This window comes from Janthinobacterium sp. KBS0711 (genome assembly GCF_000988085.1).
Lineage (GTDB): Bacteria > Pseudomonadota > Gammaproteobacteria > Burkholderiales > Burkholderiaceae_D > Janthinobacterium > Janthinobacterium lividum_E.
The window spans coordinates 533,838-550,587 of the sequence record NZ_LBCO01000024.1; the positions used below are offsets into that span (position 1 = coordinate 533,838).

General features: G+C 61.5%; 12 protein-coding genes. 6 read left to right on the forward strand and 6 right to left on the reverse strand.

Translation table 11 applies throughout. The features are described from left to right. The first annotated feature begins 89 nt into the window (after nucleotides 1–89). The 3 genes from VM94_RS15020 to VM94_RS15030 all read left to right on the forward strand — a co-directional run bounded on the left by VM94_RS15020 (nucleotide 90) and on the right by VM94_RS15030 (nucleotide 4,410). On the forward strand, nucleotides 90–929 hold the full coding sequence (locus VM94_RS15020; protein ID WP_046684153.1) for a hypothetical protein: 840 nt from the start codon (nucleotides 90–92) through the stop codon (nucleotides 927–929). Between the two features lie 15 nt (nucleotides 930–944). Next, on the forward strand, nucleotides 945–3,170 hold the full coding sequence (locus tag VM94_RS15025; RefSeq protein WP_052755776.1) for an acylase: 2,226 nt from the start codon (nucleotides 945–947) through the stop codon (nucleotides 3,168–3,170). Nucleotides 3,171–3,450: 280 nt separating this feature from the next. Continuing rightward, nucleotides 3,451–4,410: an IS110 family transposase gene (locus tag VM94_RS15030; RefSeq protein WP_082127723.1), complete on the forward strand. Its 960-nt coding sequence runs from the start codon at nucleotides 3,451–3,453 to the stop codon at nucleotides 4,408–4,410. Between the two features lie 138 nt (nucleotides 4,411–4,548). On the opposite strand, the gene VM94_RS15035 is transcribed toward VM94_RS15030, so the two are convergent. Beyond that, nucleotides 4,549–5,730 carry a trans-sulfuration enzyme family protein gene (locus VM94_RS15035; RefSeq protein ID WP_046684155.1) on the reverse strand — a complete coding sequence of 394 codons (1,182 nt, stop codon included), beginning with the start codon at nucleotides 5,728–5,730 and terminating at the stop codon, nucleotides 4,549–4,551. After that, a complete protein-coding gene (locus tag VM94_RS15040) occupies nucleotides 5,727–7,118 on the reverse strand; it encodes a pyridoxal-phosphate dependent enzyme (protein WP_409929582.1) in 1,392 nt (463 codons plus the stop codon). Before VM94_RS15040 ends, VM94_RS15035 begins: the two co-directional genes overlap by 4 nt. Before the next feature lie 290 nt (nucleotides 7,119–7,408). On the opposite strand from VM94_RS15040, the gene VM94_RS15045 reads away from it, so the two are divergent. Further along, entirely contained in the window at nucleotides 7,409–7,957 is a 549-nt protein-coding gene (locus VM94_RS15045) for a thymidine kinase (RefSeq protein ID WP_034755172.1), read from the forward strand. A gap of 1 nt (nucleotide 7,958) precedes the next feature. Here VM94_RS15045 and VM94_RS15050 read toward each other — a convergent pair whose 3' ends face one another. Both VM94_RS15050 and VM94_RS15055 read right to left on the reverse strand, forming a co-directional pair. Then, entirely contained in the window at nucleotides 7,959–8,231 is a 273-nt protein-coding gene (locus VM94_RS15050) for a putative signal transducing protein (RefSeq protein ID WP_046684157.1), read from the reverse strand. Between the two features lie 49 nt (nucleotides 8,232–8,280). Next, on the reverse strand, nucleotides 8,281–10,251 hold the full coding sequence (locus VM94_RS15055) for a methyl-accepting chemotaxis protein (RefSeq protein WP_046684158.1): 1,971 nt from the start codon (nucleotides 10,249–10,251) through the stop codon (nucleotides 8,281–8,283). Nucleotides 10,252–10,771: 520 nt separating this feature from the next. Between VM94_RS15055 and VM94_RS15060 the strand changes: the two genes are divergently transcribed. Further along, a complete protein-coding gene (locus VM94_RS15060) occupies nucleotides 10,772–13,042 on the forward strand; it encodes a carboxy terminal-processing peptidase (RefSeq protein ID WP_046684159.1) in 2,271 nt (756 codons plus the stop codon). Between the two features lie 128 nt (nucleotides 13,043–13,170). On the opposite strand, the gene VM94_RS15065 is transcribed toward VM94_RS15060, so the two are convergent. Next, the gene (locus VM94_RS15065) at nucleotides 13,171–14,166 is read right to left on the reverse strand and encodes a LysR family transcriptional regulator (protein WP_082127724.1); all 996 of its coding nucleotides are present in this window, start codon (nucleotides 14,164–14,166) and stop codon (nucleotides 13,171–13,173) included. 119 nt (nucleotides 14,167–14,285) lie between these two features. Between VM94_RS15065 and VM94_RS15070 the strand changes: the two genes are divergently transcribed. After that, the gene (locus tag VM94_RS15070) at nucleotides 14,286–15,500 is read left to right on the forward strand and encodes an MFS transporter (RefSeq protein ID WP_046684160.1); all 1,215 of its coding nucleotides are present in this window, start codon (nucleotides 14,286–14,288) and stop codon (nucleotides 15,498–15,500) included. Between the two features lie 157 nt (nucleotides 15,501–15,657). Here VM94_RS15070 and VM94_RS15075 read toward each other — a convergent pair whose 3' ends face one another. Beyond that, nucleotides 15,658–16,704: a hypothetical protein gene (locus VM94_RS15075; protein WP_138829128.1), complete on the reverse strand. Its 1,047-nt coding sequence runs from the start codon at nucleotides 16,702–16,704 to the stop codon at nucleotides 15,658–15,660. Between the last annotated feature and the right edge of the window lie 46 nt (nucleotides 16,705–16,750).

Below are 16,750 nucleotides of genomic sequence, written 5' to 3' on the forward strand. Positions count from 1 at the left end.
TGCCGCCGTGATTTTACCCGGCCAGGCATGGCGGATGGTGTAGCATTCGTGCCGGCGCGGACCATCGCGCCGCAATATTGAGGACAACCATGAATATCACTATCAATCAGGTGCTGCAGTCGTATATCGACCCGCTCACCGCCAGCGAGTACGCGGCGCTCGAGCGCAGCCTGCTGGCCGAAGGCTGCCGCGATGCGCTGGTGCTGTGGAACGACGTGCTGATCGACGGGCATAACCGCTACGCCATCTGCCGCCAGCACGGCATCGAATTCAAGACCATCCAGAACACCAGCTTTACTTCGCTCGACGACGTCATGCTGTGGATGATCGACAATCATTTGGCGCGCCGCAGCGTGTCGGACTTCCAGCGCGGCGTGCTGGCCCTGCGCAAGAAGGAAATCGTCGCCGCGCGCAGCCCGGCGCCCGTCAGCGCGGCTGATGTGCCCGAAGGCGAAAACGCGCCGAAGCCACCCATGAGCACGCGCGAAGAGGTGGCCAAGGCGGCGAGATTGAGCAGCAACCAGATCAGCCAGATCGAGAAGATCCAGAAGGCCGCTTCGCCGGAACTGGTGGAAGCCGTCCGTTCGGGCACGATTTCCATCAACGCGGCGGCCACCGTGGCATCCCTGCCGCCGGAAGAGCAGGTGGCGGCTGTCGCCGGTGGCAAGAAATTGCTGCGCCAGGCGGCCAAGGAAATCCGCGAACAGCGCGCCGCCACGCGCACGCCGCGCGAGCCGAAGGCGCCCCACGTGTCGCAGGATACGCCGGAGACGGGCAACGAGCCATGGGCGGACAACGCGGCCCAGGCGCCATCCGAAGCGGAGCGCCTGCGCGGCGAGATCGCCGGCTTGAAACAGCGAGTGGCGCAGCTGCAGGCGGAAAATACCGAGTTGAACCAGCGGATTGCCACCCTCATCGACGCATCCTGATTATTGGAGTAGTGCATGCCAGCTCGCCGTGCCTTGTTTGCCGCCATCGCCTGCGGCACCGTTGCCGTACCTCCCGTGCTGGCGGCGCCCGTCGTTTCTGTCACGGACATGGCCCGCTGGCAGGCGCAGGCCGCCCATGTCAGCATCGCGCGCGACACGTGGGGCGTGCCCCATGTGACGGGCAAGACGGATGCGGATGCCGTCTTTGGCCTGATGTATGCGCAGGCCGAGGACGATTTCCCGCGCGTGGAACTCAATTACATCAACGCCATGGGGCGCCTGGCGGAAGTGGAGGGCGAACGGGAGCTGTATCGCGACCTGCGCATGAAGCTCTTCATCGATCCGCTTGAGCTGCAGGCGCAGTACCGCGCCAGCCCGGCCTGGCTGCGCAAGTTGATGGATGCGTTTGCCGATGGCTTGAATTTTTACCTGGCCACGCATCCGCACGTCAAACCCAGGCTGATCGCGCATTTCGAGCCGTGGATGGCCTTGAGCTTCAGCGAGGGCAGCATCGGCGGCGATATCGAATCGGTCAACCTGGCGCAGCTTGAAGCGTTTTACGGCCAGCAGGCCAAGCCTGCATCGGTGGCGCTGGCGCTGGCCAGCGTGGAAACCGGGTTGGCGTCAGGACTGGAGCCGGAGCCGAACGGCTCGAACGGCTTCGCCATCGCGCCCGCCATCACGAAAAATGGCCATGCACTGCTGATGATCAACCCGCACACCTCGTTCTACTTCCGTCCCGAAGTGCAGGTCACCAGCGGCGAAGGCCTGAATGCGTATGGCGCCGTCACCTGGGGCCAGTTTTTCGTCTACCAGGGTTTTAACGACCGCCTCGGCTGGATGCATACCTCGGGCGGCGGCGACGTCATCGACGAATACCTGGAAAGCATCGTCGACAAGGATGGCGCATGGTTCTACCGCTATGACGGCGGCCTGCGCCCCTTGAAAGCCGTGCCGATCACCTTGCCATATAAACTGGCGAACGGCGGCATGGGCTCGAAAACCATCACCGTCTATTACAGCCATCACGGCCCCGTCGTGCGCGCGCTGGATGGACGCTGGGTGGCCGTGCGCCTGATGAACGAACCGTTGAAGGCGTTGACGCAGTCGTATGCGCGCACCAAGGCGCGCGATTACGCGGCGTTCTACCAGACCATGGAACTGCGCACGAATTCCTCGAACAATACCGTGTACGCGGATGCGGACGGCAATATCGCCTATTTTCACGGCAATTTCATCCCCGTGCGCGACCCGCGCTTCAACTGGAAGCAGCCCGTCGACGGCAGCGATCCGGCCACGGAATGGAAAGGCTTGCATACGGTGGCGCAGACCATCACCCTGTTCAATCCGAAAAATGGCTGGATACAGAACACGAACAATTGGCCGTATTCGGCGGCCGGCGCCAACAGCCCGCGCCAGCAAGACTATCCCGCCTATATGTCCGTGTATGGCGAAAATGCGCGCGGCCTGCATGCCGTCAAGGTTTTCCAGAACAAGAAGGATTTCACGCTCGACAAGCTGATCGCCGCCTCGTATGACAGCGAACTGACGGCGTTCGAAGCGCTGCTGCCGCCGCTGTTCACGGCCTACGATGCGCTGCCGGCCGGTGACGCGCAAAAGCTGGCGCTGGCCGACAAGGTGGCTCTGCTGCGGGCCTGGGACTGGCGCTATGCGCTGACGTCCACGGCCACTTCCTTGGCCGTGTTCTGGGGCCAGGAGCTGGCCGAACTGACGGGAAAACAGGCGCGCGAGCAGGGTGTGCCCGTGGTCGATTTTCTGGCAACGGACAAGGTCACGGCGGCCCAGCGGCTTGCTGCCCTGGCGACGGCGGCGGACAAATTGCAGCGCGATTTCGGCAACTGGCAAACCCCGTGGGGCGAGATCAACCGCTTCCAGCGCCTGACGGGCGACGTGGTGCAGCCGTTCGACGATGCGCAACCGAGCTTGCCCGTGCCTTACGCGTCAGGTAACTGGGGTGCGCTGGCCGCGTATGGCCAAAGCAGCATGAGCACCACGCGCAGGATTTACGGCGAACGTGGCAACAGCTTTGTCGCGGCCGTGGAATTCGGTCCGCGCATCAGGGCGAAAAGCATCCTCGCCGGTGGCCAGAGCGGCGACCCGAAGTCGCCCCATTTCAAGGACCAGGCGGCCATGTATGCGAGCGGCGAGTTCAAGGAGGTGCTGTTTTATCCCGAGGACGTAAGCAGGCACCTGGAGCGCAGGTACCGGCCGGGGGAGTGAAGTTTGTGAGGTGTCGGATTACGCCCTCGCGGGCTAATCCGACCTTGTATTATTCCCTTCATGCCGTTCGTGATATTGCGAACGGCATCGACCGCTGTCAAAATCTTGGTAGGCATATCAAGACCGGGTAACTGGATGCCGTATCCGCCCTTAGGCTCCAAGCCAGTTTCGTAGATTTCGCACCAGTTACCCATCCTCAATGTCAAGATCGGACAGTATCTTTGGCACCGGCATGCCGGTTAGCCCGCATTCACAAGGTAGATCGCAAGAGGACAACAGCATGTTTAATCTGGGAATCGACGTTGCCAAGGCCAAGCTCGATTGCGCGCTGCGCCTGCCCAATGGCAAGCATCGTAACAAGGTAGTAGACAACAATGACAAAGGATACGCCGAGCTGCACGCATGGCTGCTCAAGCACGACGCCGACAGCCCGCGCGTATGCATGGAAGCAACCGGCATCTATTGGGAAAGGGTGGCCGAATATCTGGCGGGACTGGGCATGCTGGTCAGTGTCATCAATCCGGCGCAGATCAAGGCCTTCGCTGCCTCGCGCCTGGTGCGCACGAAAACGGACAAAGTCGACGCGCAGCTGATCGCCGACTTCGTCCATGAACGCCAGCCCGAGCCATGGCTGGCGCCGTCGTCCGCCGAACAGGCACTACGCGCCATGGTACTGCGCCTGGAAGCCTTGCAAGCCATGCGCCAGCAGGAAAGCAACCGGCTCGATGTGGCGCGTGCAGCGGTACGCCAGGGCATTGTCGATCACATCACCTGGCTTGATGGCCAGATCAAGGAACTGATCCGAGCCATCAAACGGCATATCGATGACGACCCGGATTTACGCGGCAAGCGTGAGCTGCTCGACACCATTCCTGGCTTGGGAGAGCGGACGATTCCAGTGCTGCTGTCCTACTATGCCAATCCCGAGCGCTTCGACAGCGTCAAGCAAGCCGTGGCGTTTGCGGGGCTCGACCCGCGCCAGCACGAGTCTGGCTCCAGCGTACGTGGCAAGCCACGCATGTCGAAGGTCGGCCACAGCTTCCTGCGCAAAGCCATGTACATGCCAGCCATGGTGACGGTGTATCGGACGGACTGGGGCAAGCGCTTTGGCCAGCGCCTCCGTGCTGCTGGCAAGGCAAAGAAACTGATCATCGGCGCCATGATGCGCAAGCTGGTGCACGTGGCATTCGGCGTGCTCAGGTCAGGAAAAATATTTGATCCGACCTTGCACGCCGCTTGACGGGGATAACAGTATCTACCTGCCACGGCATACCGTAGGTCGGATTAGCGTTGCGTAATCCGACAAGCACCGCATTAAATCGCATCAAGTTCGTAACCGTAGGTCGGATTAGCGCAGCGTAATCCGACAATCACCCCCTCAAATCGCATCCAGCGCCGTGCGCAGATCATGCCGCAAATCCTCGATATCCTCGATCCCCACCGACAGCCGGATCAAGCCATCGCCGATGCCCAGCTTGGCACGCTGTTCGGCCGGGATGCTGGCATGCGTCATCAGGGCAGGGTGCTCGATCAGGCTTTCCACGCCGCCCAGGCTTTCGGCCAGGGCGAATACTTCGCAGCGCTCCAGGAAGCGCCGCGCGCCTGCCAAATCCGTATCGAGGTCGATGGAGATGATGCCGCCGAAACCATCCATCTGGCGCTGCGCCAGCGCGTGCTGCGGGTGCGAGGCCAGGCCCGGATAGAAGACTTTCTTCACTTCCTTTTGCTGTTCCAGCCATTGCGCCAGCGCCAGCGCGCTTTCGCAATGGCGCTGCATGCGGATGGCCAGGGTTTTCACGCCGCGCAGCGCCAAAAAGCTGTCGAACGGTCCGGCAATCGCGCCCACCGAGTTTTGCAAAAAGCCCAGTTGCTCGCGCCATTCGGCCTGCCGCTCTTCCGCGCCGACGATGGCGATGCCGCCGATGATGTCCGAGTGGCCGTTCAAGTACTTGGTGGTCGAGTGCACGACGATATCGAAGCCATGCTCCAGCGGGCGCTGCACCAGCGGGCTGGCAAAGGTATTGTCGGCCACGGCGATGATGCCCCGTGCGCGGCAGATGTCGGCAATGGCCCGCAAGTCGGCCAGCTTCAGCATCGGGTTGGTGGGCGTTTCGACCCACACCATCTTCGTTTCCGGGCGAAGCGCGGCCAGCAGGTTTTCCGGATTCGTCAGGTCCACATACGTGAACTCGTGGCCGGCCGAGCGCCGGCGCACGCGTTCGAATAAACGGTAGGTGCCGCCATACATGTCGTCGCCGGCGACGATGTGGCTGCCCGCGTCCAGCAATTCCAGCACGGACGAGATGGCGGCCAGGCCCGAGGCGAACGCGAAGGCCGCGCTGCCCCCTTCCAGGTCGGCCACGCAGCGCTCGAGCGCCCAGCGCGTGGGATTGTGCGAGCGGCCATAGTCGAGGCCCTTGTGCACGCCGGGGCTGTCCTGCACGAAGGTGGAGGTGGCGTAAATGGGCGGCATGATGGCGCCCGTCGACGGGTCGGGCGACTGGCCGGCGTGGATGACTCGCGTGGCGAGGCGGCTCTTGCGGGTGGTTTCCTGGCTCAAGATAGTGTCCTGCGTAAGTGGTTGAGAAGGTCGAAGCGGGTGATCAGGCCATAGAAGGCGGTATCGTCGGCAACGACGGCCGTCAAGCCCCGGTCCAGGGTGGCGCGCAGGGCGGGCAAGCCGCTTGACGGCGCCAGGGTTTCGATCTGCGTCGTCATGGTGGCGCCCACCAGCGAGGCGAAATGGGCGGCGTCGCCGGAGACGTGCAGCAGCAAGTCCGATTCGTCGATGATGCCAACCAGTTTGCCGCCGTCGATGACGGGCAGCTGCGCCAGGTCGCTGGCGCGCATGCGGTTGAAGGCCGTGAGCAGGGTGTCGCCCGGCGCCACGCTGACGACGTCGCCCTCGTCGTAGCGGCGCCCGATCAGGTCGCGCAAGTCGCCCGACACGGCCCGCTGCAACAGGCCCTGGTCGCGCATCCAGCCATCGTTATAGACTTTCGACAGGTAGCGCGTGCCCGTGTCGCACACGAAGGTGACGACGCGCTTCGGCGTCGTCTGCTCGCGGCAGTATTTGAGGGCTGCGGCCAGCAGGGTGCCCGTGGACGAGCCGCCTAAAATACCTTCAGCGCGCAGCAGGGCGCGCGCGGAATCAAAACTTTCCTGGTCCGTGATGGTGTAGGCCTTGGTGACGCTGTCCATGTCGGCGATCGAGGGGATAAAATCTTCGCCGATGCCTTCCACGGCCCACGAGCCGCTCGTGTCCGACACCTTGCCCGTGTCGATGTATTCGGTGAGGATGGAGCCTTGCGGGTCGGCCAGCATGAATTCGAGCTTGGGCTGCGCCTTGCGGAAGTAGCGGGTCAGGCCCGTCAGGGTGCCGGACGAACCGACGCCGACGACGATGGCGTCCACGTCATGGCCGCTTTGCTCCCAGATTTCGGGCGCCGTCGTCGTTTCGTGGGCCAGCGGATTGGCGGGATTGTTGAACTGGTCGGCGAAGAAGGCGCCCGGCAGTTCGCGCGCCAGGCGCGCCGCGTAATCCTGGTAGTACTCGGGATGGCCCTTGCCCACGTCCGAGCGCGTGGTGTGCACTTCCGCGCCCAGGGCTTTCAGGTGCAGCACTTTTTCCGTCGACATCTTGTCGGGCACGACGAGAATCACGCGGTAGCCCTTGATGCGGCCGACCAGGGCCAGGCCGATGCCCGTATTGCCGGCCGTCGCCTCGACGATGGTGCCGCCCGGCTGCAGGCGGCCGTCCGCTTCGGCCGCTTCGATGATGGACAGGCCGATGCGGTCCTTGATGGAACCGCCGGGATTTTGCGATTCCAGTTTCAGGAACAGCTGGCACAGGCCCGTGTCGAGCCTGGTGACTTCGACCAGCGGGGTGTTGCCGATCAGCTTGTATAGCGCTGGCGGCTGGGATGGGGATGGCATTCGATCATTCATGGTGGCTCCTGTCAGAGAAACAACGGCTCCGGATTGTGTCCCGAGCCGCCTTCCGTGCCGCGCAGTGTAGGCGGGTGGACGAGTGCGGCGAACGAATGTTTATATGCTTGTATATGCGCGCTTCGCATATCGGCGACAAGGTTCGCGATGCGAGTATGCGCCGTTTTTATCCCGCTTGCCGCGCCAATGGCGCGACTATTAAGCTGCCGCAAGCCCGCCATTGCGATTTATAATCACGCCTCGAAAAGATACTAAATAGTATTGAAATTACTCAGACAGGGCAGGCGGCAGTGGCAAAACTTTATTTCCGGTATTCCGCGATGAACGCGGGCAAGTCGACGGCCTTGTTGCAGGTCGCGCACAACTATGAAGAGCAGGGCCAGCAGGTGCGCCTGTACACGGCCGCCATCGACAGCCGCTACGGCGTGGGACGTGTCACGTCGCGCCTGGGCCCGCAGCGCCAGGTCGATATCTTCCATGCCGACACGAATTTCCTCGACGATATTCCCCAGGTGGCTTGTTTGCTGGTGGACGAGGCGCAATTTCTCAGCACGGCCCAGGTGCAGCAACTGCACCAGCTGGCGCAAGTGAAGGGCGTACCCGTCATCTGCTACGGCTTGCGCACGGATTTCAAGGGCGAACCGTTCCCCGGCTCGGCCTACCTGCTGGCGCTGGCCGACGATATCGAGGAATTGAAGAATATTTGTACTTGCGGCAAGAAGGCCACGATGAACATCCGCGTGGATGAGCAGGGCCGCCGCATCAAGGAAGGCGAGCAGATCAGCATAGGCGGCAACGAGAGTTACCGCCAGGCTTGCGGACGCTGTTTCTACTCGTAAATTAATCGGCGACGGGCGCGCCCACGTCGGCATCGTCCGACAGCGCCAGGTCGCCCCGCTCGAAGGCGGCGAGGATTTCATTGGCGCGCGCCACGTCGTGCTCGCGCACCATCACGCGGGCGCCGCCGATGGCGGCCGCCAGCAGCATGTCGGCCTGCATGTGCTGGTCGTCCGTCAGCAGCACGTCGATGCCGGCCGCCGCCAGGCAGCCGCGGATGACGTGCGCATCCGTGGGGATCATCAGCCGGGCAATCAAAACATAGTCGTCGTGCATCGTGTCTCCTGGCTGTGTGGTATGCGCCATCTTAGCACCGCGCCCGCTTTTACAGCTTGAACACGCTCACCACCTGGTTCAGCTCCTGCGCCTGCTCCTGCAAGGCGTCGGCGGCCGCGGCCGCTTCTTCCACCAGGGCTGCATTCTGCTGGGTCACCTGGTCCATCTGGGCGATGGCCTGGTTGACTTGCTCGATGCCGCTGCGCTGCTCTTCGCTGGCCTGCGCGATTTCGGCCATGATGGTGCTCACTTGCTGCACGCTGGCTACCACGGTATCCATGGTGGCGCTGGCCTGGCTCACCTGGGCGTGGCCCAGGTCCACCGTGCTGGCGGACGCCTGGATCAGGTCCTTGATGTCTTTCGCCGCTGCCGTCGAGCGCTGCGCCAGGGTGCGCACCTCGGTGGCGACGACGGCAAAGCCGCGTCCCTGTTCGCCGGCCCTGGCCGCTTCCACGGCCGCGTTCAAGGCCAGGATATTCGTCTGGAAGGCGATACCGTCAATGACGCCGATGATGTCGGCGATCTTGCTTGACGAGCTGCGGATGGCGTCCATGGTGCTGGCCACTTGCGCCACGGCCGCGCCGCCTGTCGCGGCCAGGCTGGACGAGTCGTGCGCCAGCCGGCTTGCCTGCTGTGCGTGATCGACGTTCTGGCGCACGGTGGAACTCAGTTCCTCCATCGATGCGGCCGTTTCTTCCAGCGAACTGGCTTGCTGTTCCGTGCGGCTCGACAGATCCAGGTTGCCGCTGGCAATTTCACCGGACGCCGTGGCGATTTGCCCGGCGCTGCCGCGCACGTTCCCGACCACTTGCGACAGGTTGTCGCTGATGCGGTTCATGGCGCGCAGCAGGCGGCCGATTTCGTCCAGGCTGGTCGTATCGAGGTGCACCGTCAGGTCGCCGGCGGCGATGTGCGCGGCGGCCGTCTCGGCGGCGGCCAGCGGGCGCGACACGAGGGTGCGCACCAGCCAGTACAGCAGCAGGGCGAAGACGAGCAGGGCGATGAAGCCGGAAACGGCCAACTGGTTGCGCAACTGGCGCGCTTCCGCCGTGATCTCGTCCGTGAACGTGCCTCCCGCGATGATCCATTGCCAATCCTTGAATTGACGGTAGTACAGCTGCTTTTCGCGCGCGCTGGCAGCCGTTTCACCGGGCGCCGTCCACGTGTAGCGCATGGCGCCGTCTTTTTGCGCCAGCATGTCCTGGATGAACAATCGGCCGTCGCTGGCCTTGAACTCGAGCGCGCTCTTGCCTTCGCTGTTCGGATGCAGCACCAGGTGGCCGTAATTGGCGCCGGGGGCCGTGTCGACGATATAGATGTAGCCCGTCTGGCCGATCTTGACCTGGCGAATCTTCTCTTTCAGCATGGCCAGATTCTTGCTGATGTCCAGGCCGATGAACAGTACGCCGACCACCTTGCCTCCCGCGTCGCGCACGGGATCGTATTGCGTAATATATTGCTTGCCAAACAAGGTGGCCATGCCAACGAAGCGCTGGCCCGCGCGCAGCGGCGCATAGCTGGGGTGGTTGTGGTCGAGCTGAGTGCCGATGGCCCGTTCGCCATCCTGCTTTTTCAGCGAGGTGCTGATGCGCACGAATTCATCGCCATTGGCGGCAAAAATGGTGGCGATCACGCCCGTCTGGGCCGTGTAGCGGTCGACCAGGGCTGTGTCGAGGTTGAGCACCTTGCCGCCGTTGGCCAGCGCCGGCGTGGCCTTGCCGGCGACGGCCACCATGGCACCCGTGTCGACCGTGAACGGGCCGGGAAATTCGGCCGCGAACAGGCGCGCGAAGCTGGCCGCCTCGTTGACCATGGCTGTATGGAACACTTGCGTGGTCGTCATGACGCTATTGAGCTCGCTGGTGACGGCCGCTTCGGCGCGCTGTTCCAGGGCAGTCGAGGTGCGGATGCTGATCAAGGTCGTCAGGCTGGCGAGGATCAGGCTGACGAGGGCAAACGTGAACACGGTAATCTTGCCGCCGACACTCCAGTGGCGGGGGGAGAACGAAATTGTAGGCATAGTTTGAGTCTGGCAAAGGGTAATCAGCTCGGCCATTCCTGGTCATGACATGACACGCGGGGAGGGGATCTGGTGGGGGTACTGGTGAAACGGAGGCGCGCCGGCTGTGGGAGCCGCGCACGGGCAAGCTGGATTTCAGGGAGCGATGATAGCATGTTGCTTGCCTTTTGTTACTAAGTGTTTCCCGCAGGAATTAATATTTCGCGTATAAACATCATCCATATCAAGGATTGCAAAAGCGATTCATTGACTTTTTTGCTTTCAATGATGAGTTTTGGTACTCATTGCGGAAAGGCGATGCAATTTTTGTCACGAATGTTTCACTTTGTAATGAATGAGGCGCCGTCCTTAATCCGCGTTTAAGCTTCCGGGAAGAAACTGATATTCCTTGGGAGACTGCCAGGCCGTATCCTGTAGAATAATATGCAGACCAGTCGTGTATTCCCCTTACTGTCTTGCTGGCTGGCGCATGAATAGCTGCGCCGCCTGGAATTGATTCAACTAATTTTCGGAGAAGCCGATGAAGAAGCAAATGATGCTGGTCACCCTGGTGCTTGCCCTGTCAGCCAACGCTGGCGCAGCCCAGACGGACAAGAGCGCCGCTCCTCCGCCGCCCATGAAGCCGCTGGCCCAGCAAACGCAGGCCGCCTTGTGGGCATCGCGCGTATTGACGCGCGTCCATTACAAGGCCATGCCGCTCGACGACGCCATGTCGGAGAAAATCTTCGACCGCTATTTCAAGTCCCTGGACGCGGAAAAACTGTTTTTCGTGCAGGCCGACATCGACCGTTTCGCCCCGCTGCGCACCAAGCTCGACGACGCCATCATCAATGAAGACCTGACGTCGCCGTTTGCCATCTATAACTTGTACCAGCAGCGTTTCGACGAGCGCATGGCGTATGCCCGTGAATTGTTGAAAACCAAGTTCGACTTTGCCGCCGACGAGAGCTACCAGATCGACCGCGAAAAGGCCGCCTGGCCGAAGAATGACGAGGAAGTGCGCGACCTGTGGCGCAAGCGCGTCAAGAACGACTGGCTGCGCCTGAAACTGGCGGGCAAGGAAGACAAGGCCATCCGCGAGACCCTGGACAAGCGCTACGAAAGCTACACGACCCGTGCGCGCAAGCTCAACAGCGAAGACGTGTTCCAGATTTTCATGAACGCCTACGCCATGTCGATCGAACCGCACACCAATTACCTGGGCCCGCGCGCTTCCGATAACTTCGACATCGCCATGCGGTTGTCGCTTGAAGGCATCGGCGCCGTGCTGCAGACGCGCGACGAATACACGGTCGTGCGCGAAGTCGTGCCGGGCAGTCCGGCCGGCTTGTCGGGCAAGCTGAAAGTGGGCGACCGCATCGTCGGCGTGGGGCAGGGCGAAAGCGGCCCCATCACCGAAGTGCTGGGCATGCGCATCGACGACGTGGTCCAATTGATCCGCGGCGCCAAGGATTCCGTCGTGCGCCTCGACATCCTGCCGGCCGATGCCGGCCCCGACGCCAAGCACGTGGTCTTGCCGCTGGTGCGCAAGAAAATCAGCATGGAAGAGCAGGCGGCGAAGAAATCGATCATCGAAGTGCGCGACAACGGCGTCAAGCGCCGCATCGGCGTCATTGCCCTGCCGACGTTCTACCAGGATTTCGAAGCGCGCCGCCGTGGTGACAAAGACTTTAAAAGCGCCACGCGCGACGTCAGCCGTTTGCTGGCCGAGTTGAAGAAGGACAAGGTCGACAACGTCCTCATCGACTTGCGCAATAACGGCGGCGGTTCGCTGAACGAAGCCGTCGAACTGACGGGCCTGTTCATCGACAAGGGGCCTGTCGTGATGCAGCGCAATGCCGAAGGCAAGGTCGACGTGGAAAGCGATACCAATACGGGCCTGGCCTGGGATGGTCCGATGGGTGTGCTGATCAACCGCGGTTCCGCCTCGGCTTCCGAAATTTTCGCCGCCGCCGTGCAGGATTACGGCCGTGGCGTCATCATCGGCGAAGGCAGCTTCGGCAAGGGTACCGTACAAACCTTGTTCAACCTGGACCGTTTCGGCGGCAGCGAGAAAGCCCGCTTCGGCGAGCTGAAAATGACCATCGCCCAGTTCTTCCGCATCAATGGCGGCACCACGCAATTGCGCGGCGTCACTCCCGACATCAAGCTGCCGGCCATGTCGGATACGGAAAACTTCGGCGAATCGAGCTATGACAATGCCCTGCCATGGGTGGCCATCAAGCCGGCGCCGTACATGCCGACGGGCGACCTGAAGGATATCGTGCCGCTGCTGGACAAGAAGCATGAAGCGCGCGTGGCCAAGGACAAGGATTTCCAATACTTGCTCGATGACATCGCTCTCGTCGTCAAGCAGCGCAAGGAAAACCAGATTTCGCTCAATGAAACCGTGCGCCGCAAGGAGCGCGATGCGCAGGAAGCGCGCGCCAAGGCCCGTGAAAAACGCCTGATCGCGCAGATTTCGAATCCTGCCGACGACCTGGTGGTGATTCCCGATCCGAAAGACGTGCTGAAGGGCGCGAAAGCGGCCAGCAAGACGGCCAAGCAGATCGCCGCCGTGAAAGGCGCCTTGCGCACCGACGACGGCTTGCAGGGCGACGAACGGGCCCTGAGCGCCGAGCTGGACGCCGAAACGGCGGCCAAGAGCGCCAAGGACGTGCTGCTGAACGAAGCGGCGCGCATCCTGGCCGACGAAGTGGCGCTGATCAAGGCCGACACCCGCCTGGCGTCCAAGGTCTTGCCGTATGCCGCGGATGTGAAGGCGACGCCGGTGGCGGCGACAGCGAAGTAATGAATGCGGGGTCAGACCCGTCGGGTCTGACCCCAGCTTTTGCTTTGGGGTAAACAGTAGTTATTCGTTTCGCGTATTTCTATCATTCCAACAATCAATTGGATTGATATGCCGCGATGCAGCATAATTCATTCGTCTCCTCTATTCTCCTCCAAGAAAATAGATTCAGCCCGCTCCTGTAGCGGGCTTTTTTTTGCCTCAAATCTTGGCATAGGCAGTTGCACGTCGGGGTGGGCAGCCAGCAAGGCCGTGATCCAGCCGGCAAACGCCTGCAGCTTTGGCGTGGCCAGGCGGCCTTGCGGCGTCAGCAGCGACATCGGCATGGGCGTCGGCGGACGGTCGGGCAGCACGGCCACCAGCGCGCCGCTGTCGAGGTGCGCGCGCACCTGGTACATGGCCGCCTGCGCCACACCGAGCCCTTGCAGTGCGCAATCAACGCTGGCGTCCGCGTCGTTGACGGCGATGGGGCCGGCCATCTGCACGCGTACGACTTCCTTGCCTTGTTGGAAATCCCAGTCGAAGGCGCGTCCCGTGCGGCCCGAGTAATGCATGATGCCCCGGTGCACTGCCAGATCGGCCAGGGTGTGCGGCGTGCCATGTTGCGCCAGGTAGGCGGGCGAGGCGCACGTGACGAAACGCATCAGGCCGATCTGCTTGCCGATGAAGGCGGAATCTTGCAAGGTGCCCACGCGCAAGGCGCAATCGATGCCTTCCTGTGTCAGGTCGACCAGGCGGTCCGTCAGGCTCAGCTGCAGTTGCACGTCCGGCCAGGCGGCGTGGAATTGCGCGATATGGGGAATGATCAGGCGCCGGCCCACGGTATTGGGCAGGTTGATGCGCAGCAAGCCGCGCGGCTTTTTCGCGTCGGGGCCGCGAAACGCCAGCTCCGCCGTATCGACGGCTTTCAGGATGTCGATGCAGTGGCGAAAGTATTCGGCCCCTTCCGGTGTCAGCGACAGGCGGCGCGTGGTTCGCTGCAGCAATTGCGTGCCCAGATAGGCTTCCAGCTTTTGCAGCGTGGCCGTCAGCGCGGCGCGCGGCAAATTCAATGTTTCGGCCGCCTTGGAAAAACTGTTGGCCTCGACGATACGCACGAAGGTTTGCATGGCCTTGATCTTGTCCATGGGAGAGCTTCCGTTTAATTGTTCATCTTATGTGAAAAGTATAAGCGGATTATGCCCTAATTATCTTTGCCTCAGCTTTGCCTAGAATGGCAACATCCCTATCGAACCGAGGAAACAACATGAACAAGGCCTCACCGTCTGCTCCCCACGACATTTCGCCCGCCATGGTGCTGCTGCTGGCCATCGCTTCCGGCCTGATCGTCGCCAATCTGTACTACGCGCAAACCCTCGTCGGGCCCATCAGCGCTTCGACGGGCCTGTCGGCCAAGGCGGCCGGGCTGATCGTCACGCTGACGCAAGTCGGCTATACACTGGGATTGCTGTTTGTCGTGCCCCTGGGCGACTTGCTGGAAAACCGCCGCCTGATCGTCACTGCCTTGCTGGTGACGGCCGCGGCTCTCGTAGTGGCGGCCCTCTCCACGGGCGCCATCGTGTTCCTGGCCGCAGCGCTGGCCATCGGCCTGGGTTCCGTGGCGGCGCAAGTGATCGTGCCGTTTGCCGCCCACCTGTCGCAGGAAGCGACGCGGGGCCAGACGGTGGGCAAAGTAGTCAGCGGCTTGTTGCTGGGCATCATGCTGGCCCGCCCCGTGGCCTCGCTGGTGGCTGCGCACGCCAGCTGGCACGTGGTGTTTGGCGGCGCCGCAGTACTGATGCTGGCGCTGGCTGCCGTGCTGCGCCGCGCCTTGCCCGTGCGCCAGCCCGTGTCGAGCATGAAATATCCAGCCCTGATGGCCTCGCTGTGGCATTTGCTGCTGGGTACGCCAGTGCTGCGCCGCCGCGCCGCCTATCATGCCGGTCTGTTTGGCGCCTTCAGCCTGTTCTGGACCGTCACGCCGCTGGTGCTGTCCAGCCCCGCGTTCGACCTGTCGCAAACGGGCATCGCCATCTTCGCCCTGGTGGGCATGGCCGGTGCAGTCGCTTCGCCCATCGCCGGCCGCCTGGCCGACGCGGGCCACACCTTGCCGGCCACGGCCGTTGCGCTGGCGCTGGGCATCGTCGCCTTTGCCTTGCCGATGTTTGCGCCGGAATCGAAACATGTGGCGCTGGGGCTGCTGGTGGTCGCTTCCATCGTGCTCGACATGGGTGTTGCCGCCAATCTGGTGCTGGGCCAGCGCGCCATCTTCAGCCTGGGCGCTGAAGTGCGGGGCCGCCTGAACGGCCTGTATTTCGCGCTGTTCTTCGCCGGCGGCGCGGCCGGCTCGGCCATCGGCGCCTGGGTGTATGCCAGCTACGGTTGGCAAGCGACCTTGCTGACCGGCATGGCGTTTCCAGGCCTGGCCTTGTTGGTGTGGCTGGGAGAATTTTTGCCGCAGGCCACGCGCCGCACGGCTTGAAACCCTGATGGCGCCTCATTATCACTGATGAGTATTTCTGTCATCATGAAGATAAAGTGGCGTGATATGCCGCAATGCCGCAAGATGCATTTGTCTCCTCTATCTCCTCCAAGGAAATAGATTCAGCCCGCTTCCGTAGCGGGCTTTTTTTTGCCTGTTACTTGTGCGGCATGCGATCGGCGTCGCAAAAGCCATAGCCCTGAGAATTGCCGCACCAGCCAGCTTCCTTGCGGGGTTCCGATAGCGGGTTGCAATAAACGGTGCGAAAATTTGTTGGCAGATAGCTTTTTAAGATGACATCAGAGATATTTCGAGGGGAAATTTTTTCGCCTTGTGGGGGCGGCGGAAACGTCGCTGCAATCGCGCGATCCGCTACATTGTCAATGAAGACAACGGTTTCACCGTCCTGGGTCTGGCACATGTGGTTGGTGGTGAAGTCATAGCGCTCCGCGGCCTTGATCATGAAAAGTGGCCCCTTGTTTGATATGCCCTGGATCATGGCCATGGCCGCCGAATAACTTCCGATAAAGCCGGCAATGGAGATTGCAAAGAGGAAGTAAGTGGTTTTTGTATTGGTCTTGAAATCGAAAATAAACAAGAACAACAGGAAAATGACCTCGAATATGATTGCCAGCACAGCATAGGCAAAGGCGCTGAACGAGAAGGCAAATATCAGGGTGGCGAGGCCAAAAGAAAAGGGCAGGTAGGACGGCGGAAATGGAAAATTGGCCGCAAAAAAATCGACTGCGCTCAGGCGCGAAAAAATCACGCAGGCAGACACCGCCAGGGAAACCGCCACTTTTGCCAGCAGGCTTGCAAAAACGGAATCCAGCGAAAATAGTACCCATGCAATGCCTGACACGCCAATGACGAGAATGCCTGTCAGCGCCACCTGTTCGAGGATGTAATTTACATAATCATCTGTTTCCTGGACATGTAGGTGCGATATCAGGAGGATCAAGCCGCCTATCGTGGTAATGGAAAAAATGACAAGTGAAATAATGGTTTTGGGATCGTTATATCTTTCGATCAGCGCAGGGATGATTTTTTCGGTGTCGGGAGATATCTTGACGATAAATCTTCTGATGCACTCCTTGTTTTCACGCAGCGCCATATAGCTGAAGATTATTCCCGCTGGCGGAACGGTGATGGATGTCAGGATGCACAGCAGTATGAATAAGATTATCTTTATTATCTTCATCATCGTAATTTGGCACTAGCGTCGGCGGATGTTTAAATGGAAAGCTGCG

Excerpts from the sequence above, each read along its gene's own strand:
- VM94_RS15020 (WP_046684153.1), top strand. The coding sequence starts at position 90 with ATGAATATCACTATCAATCAGGTGCTGCAGTCGTATATCGACCCGCTC.
- VM94_RS15025 (WP_052755776.1), top strand. The coding sequence starts at position 945 with ATGCCAGCTCGCCGTGCCTTGTTTGCCGCCATCGCCTGCGGCACCGTT.
- VM94_RS15030 (WP_082127723.1), top strand. The coding sequence starts at position 3,451 with ATGTTTAATCTGGGAATCGACGTTGCCAAGGCCAAGCTCGATTGCGCG.
- VM94_RS15040 (WP_409929582.1), bottom strand. The coding sequence starts at position 7,118 with ATGAATGATCGAATGCCATCCCCATCCCAGCCGCCAGCGCTATACAAG.
- VM94_RS15050 (WP_046684157.1), bottom strand. The coding sequence starts at position 8,231 with ATGCACGACGACTATGTTTTGATTGCCCGGCTGATGATCCCCACGGAT.
- VM94_RS15055 (WP_046684158.1), bottom strand. The coding sequence starts at position 10,251 with ATGCCTACAATTTCGTTCTCCCCCCGCCACTGGAGTGTCGGCGGCAAG.
- VM94_RS15060 (WP_046684159.1), top strand. The coding sequence starts at position 10,772 with ATGAAGAAGCAAATGATGCTGGTCACCCTGGTGCTTGCCCTGTCAGCC.
- VM94_RS15065 (WP_082127724.1), bottom strand. The coding sequence starts at position 14,166 with ATGGACAAGATCAAGGCCATGCAAACCTTCGTGCGTATCGTCGAGGCC.
- VM94_RS15070 (WP_046684160.1), top strand. The coding sequence starts at position 14,286 with ATGAACAAGGCCTCACCGTCTGCTCCCCACGACATTTCGCCCGCCATG.
- VM94_RS15075 (WP_138829128.1), bottom strand. The coding sequence starts at position 16,704 with ATGATGAAGATAATAAAGATAATCTTATTCATACTGCTGTGCATCCTG.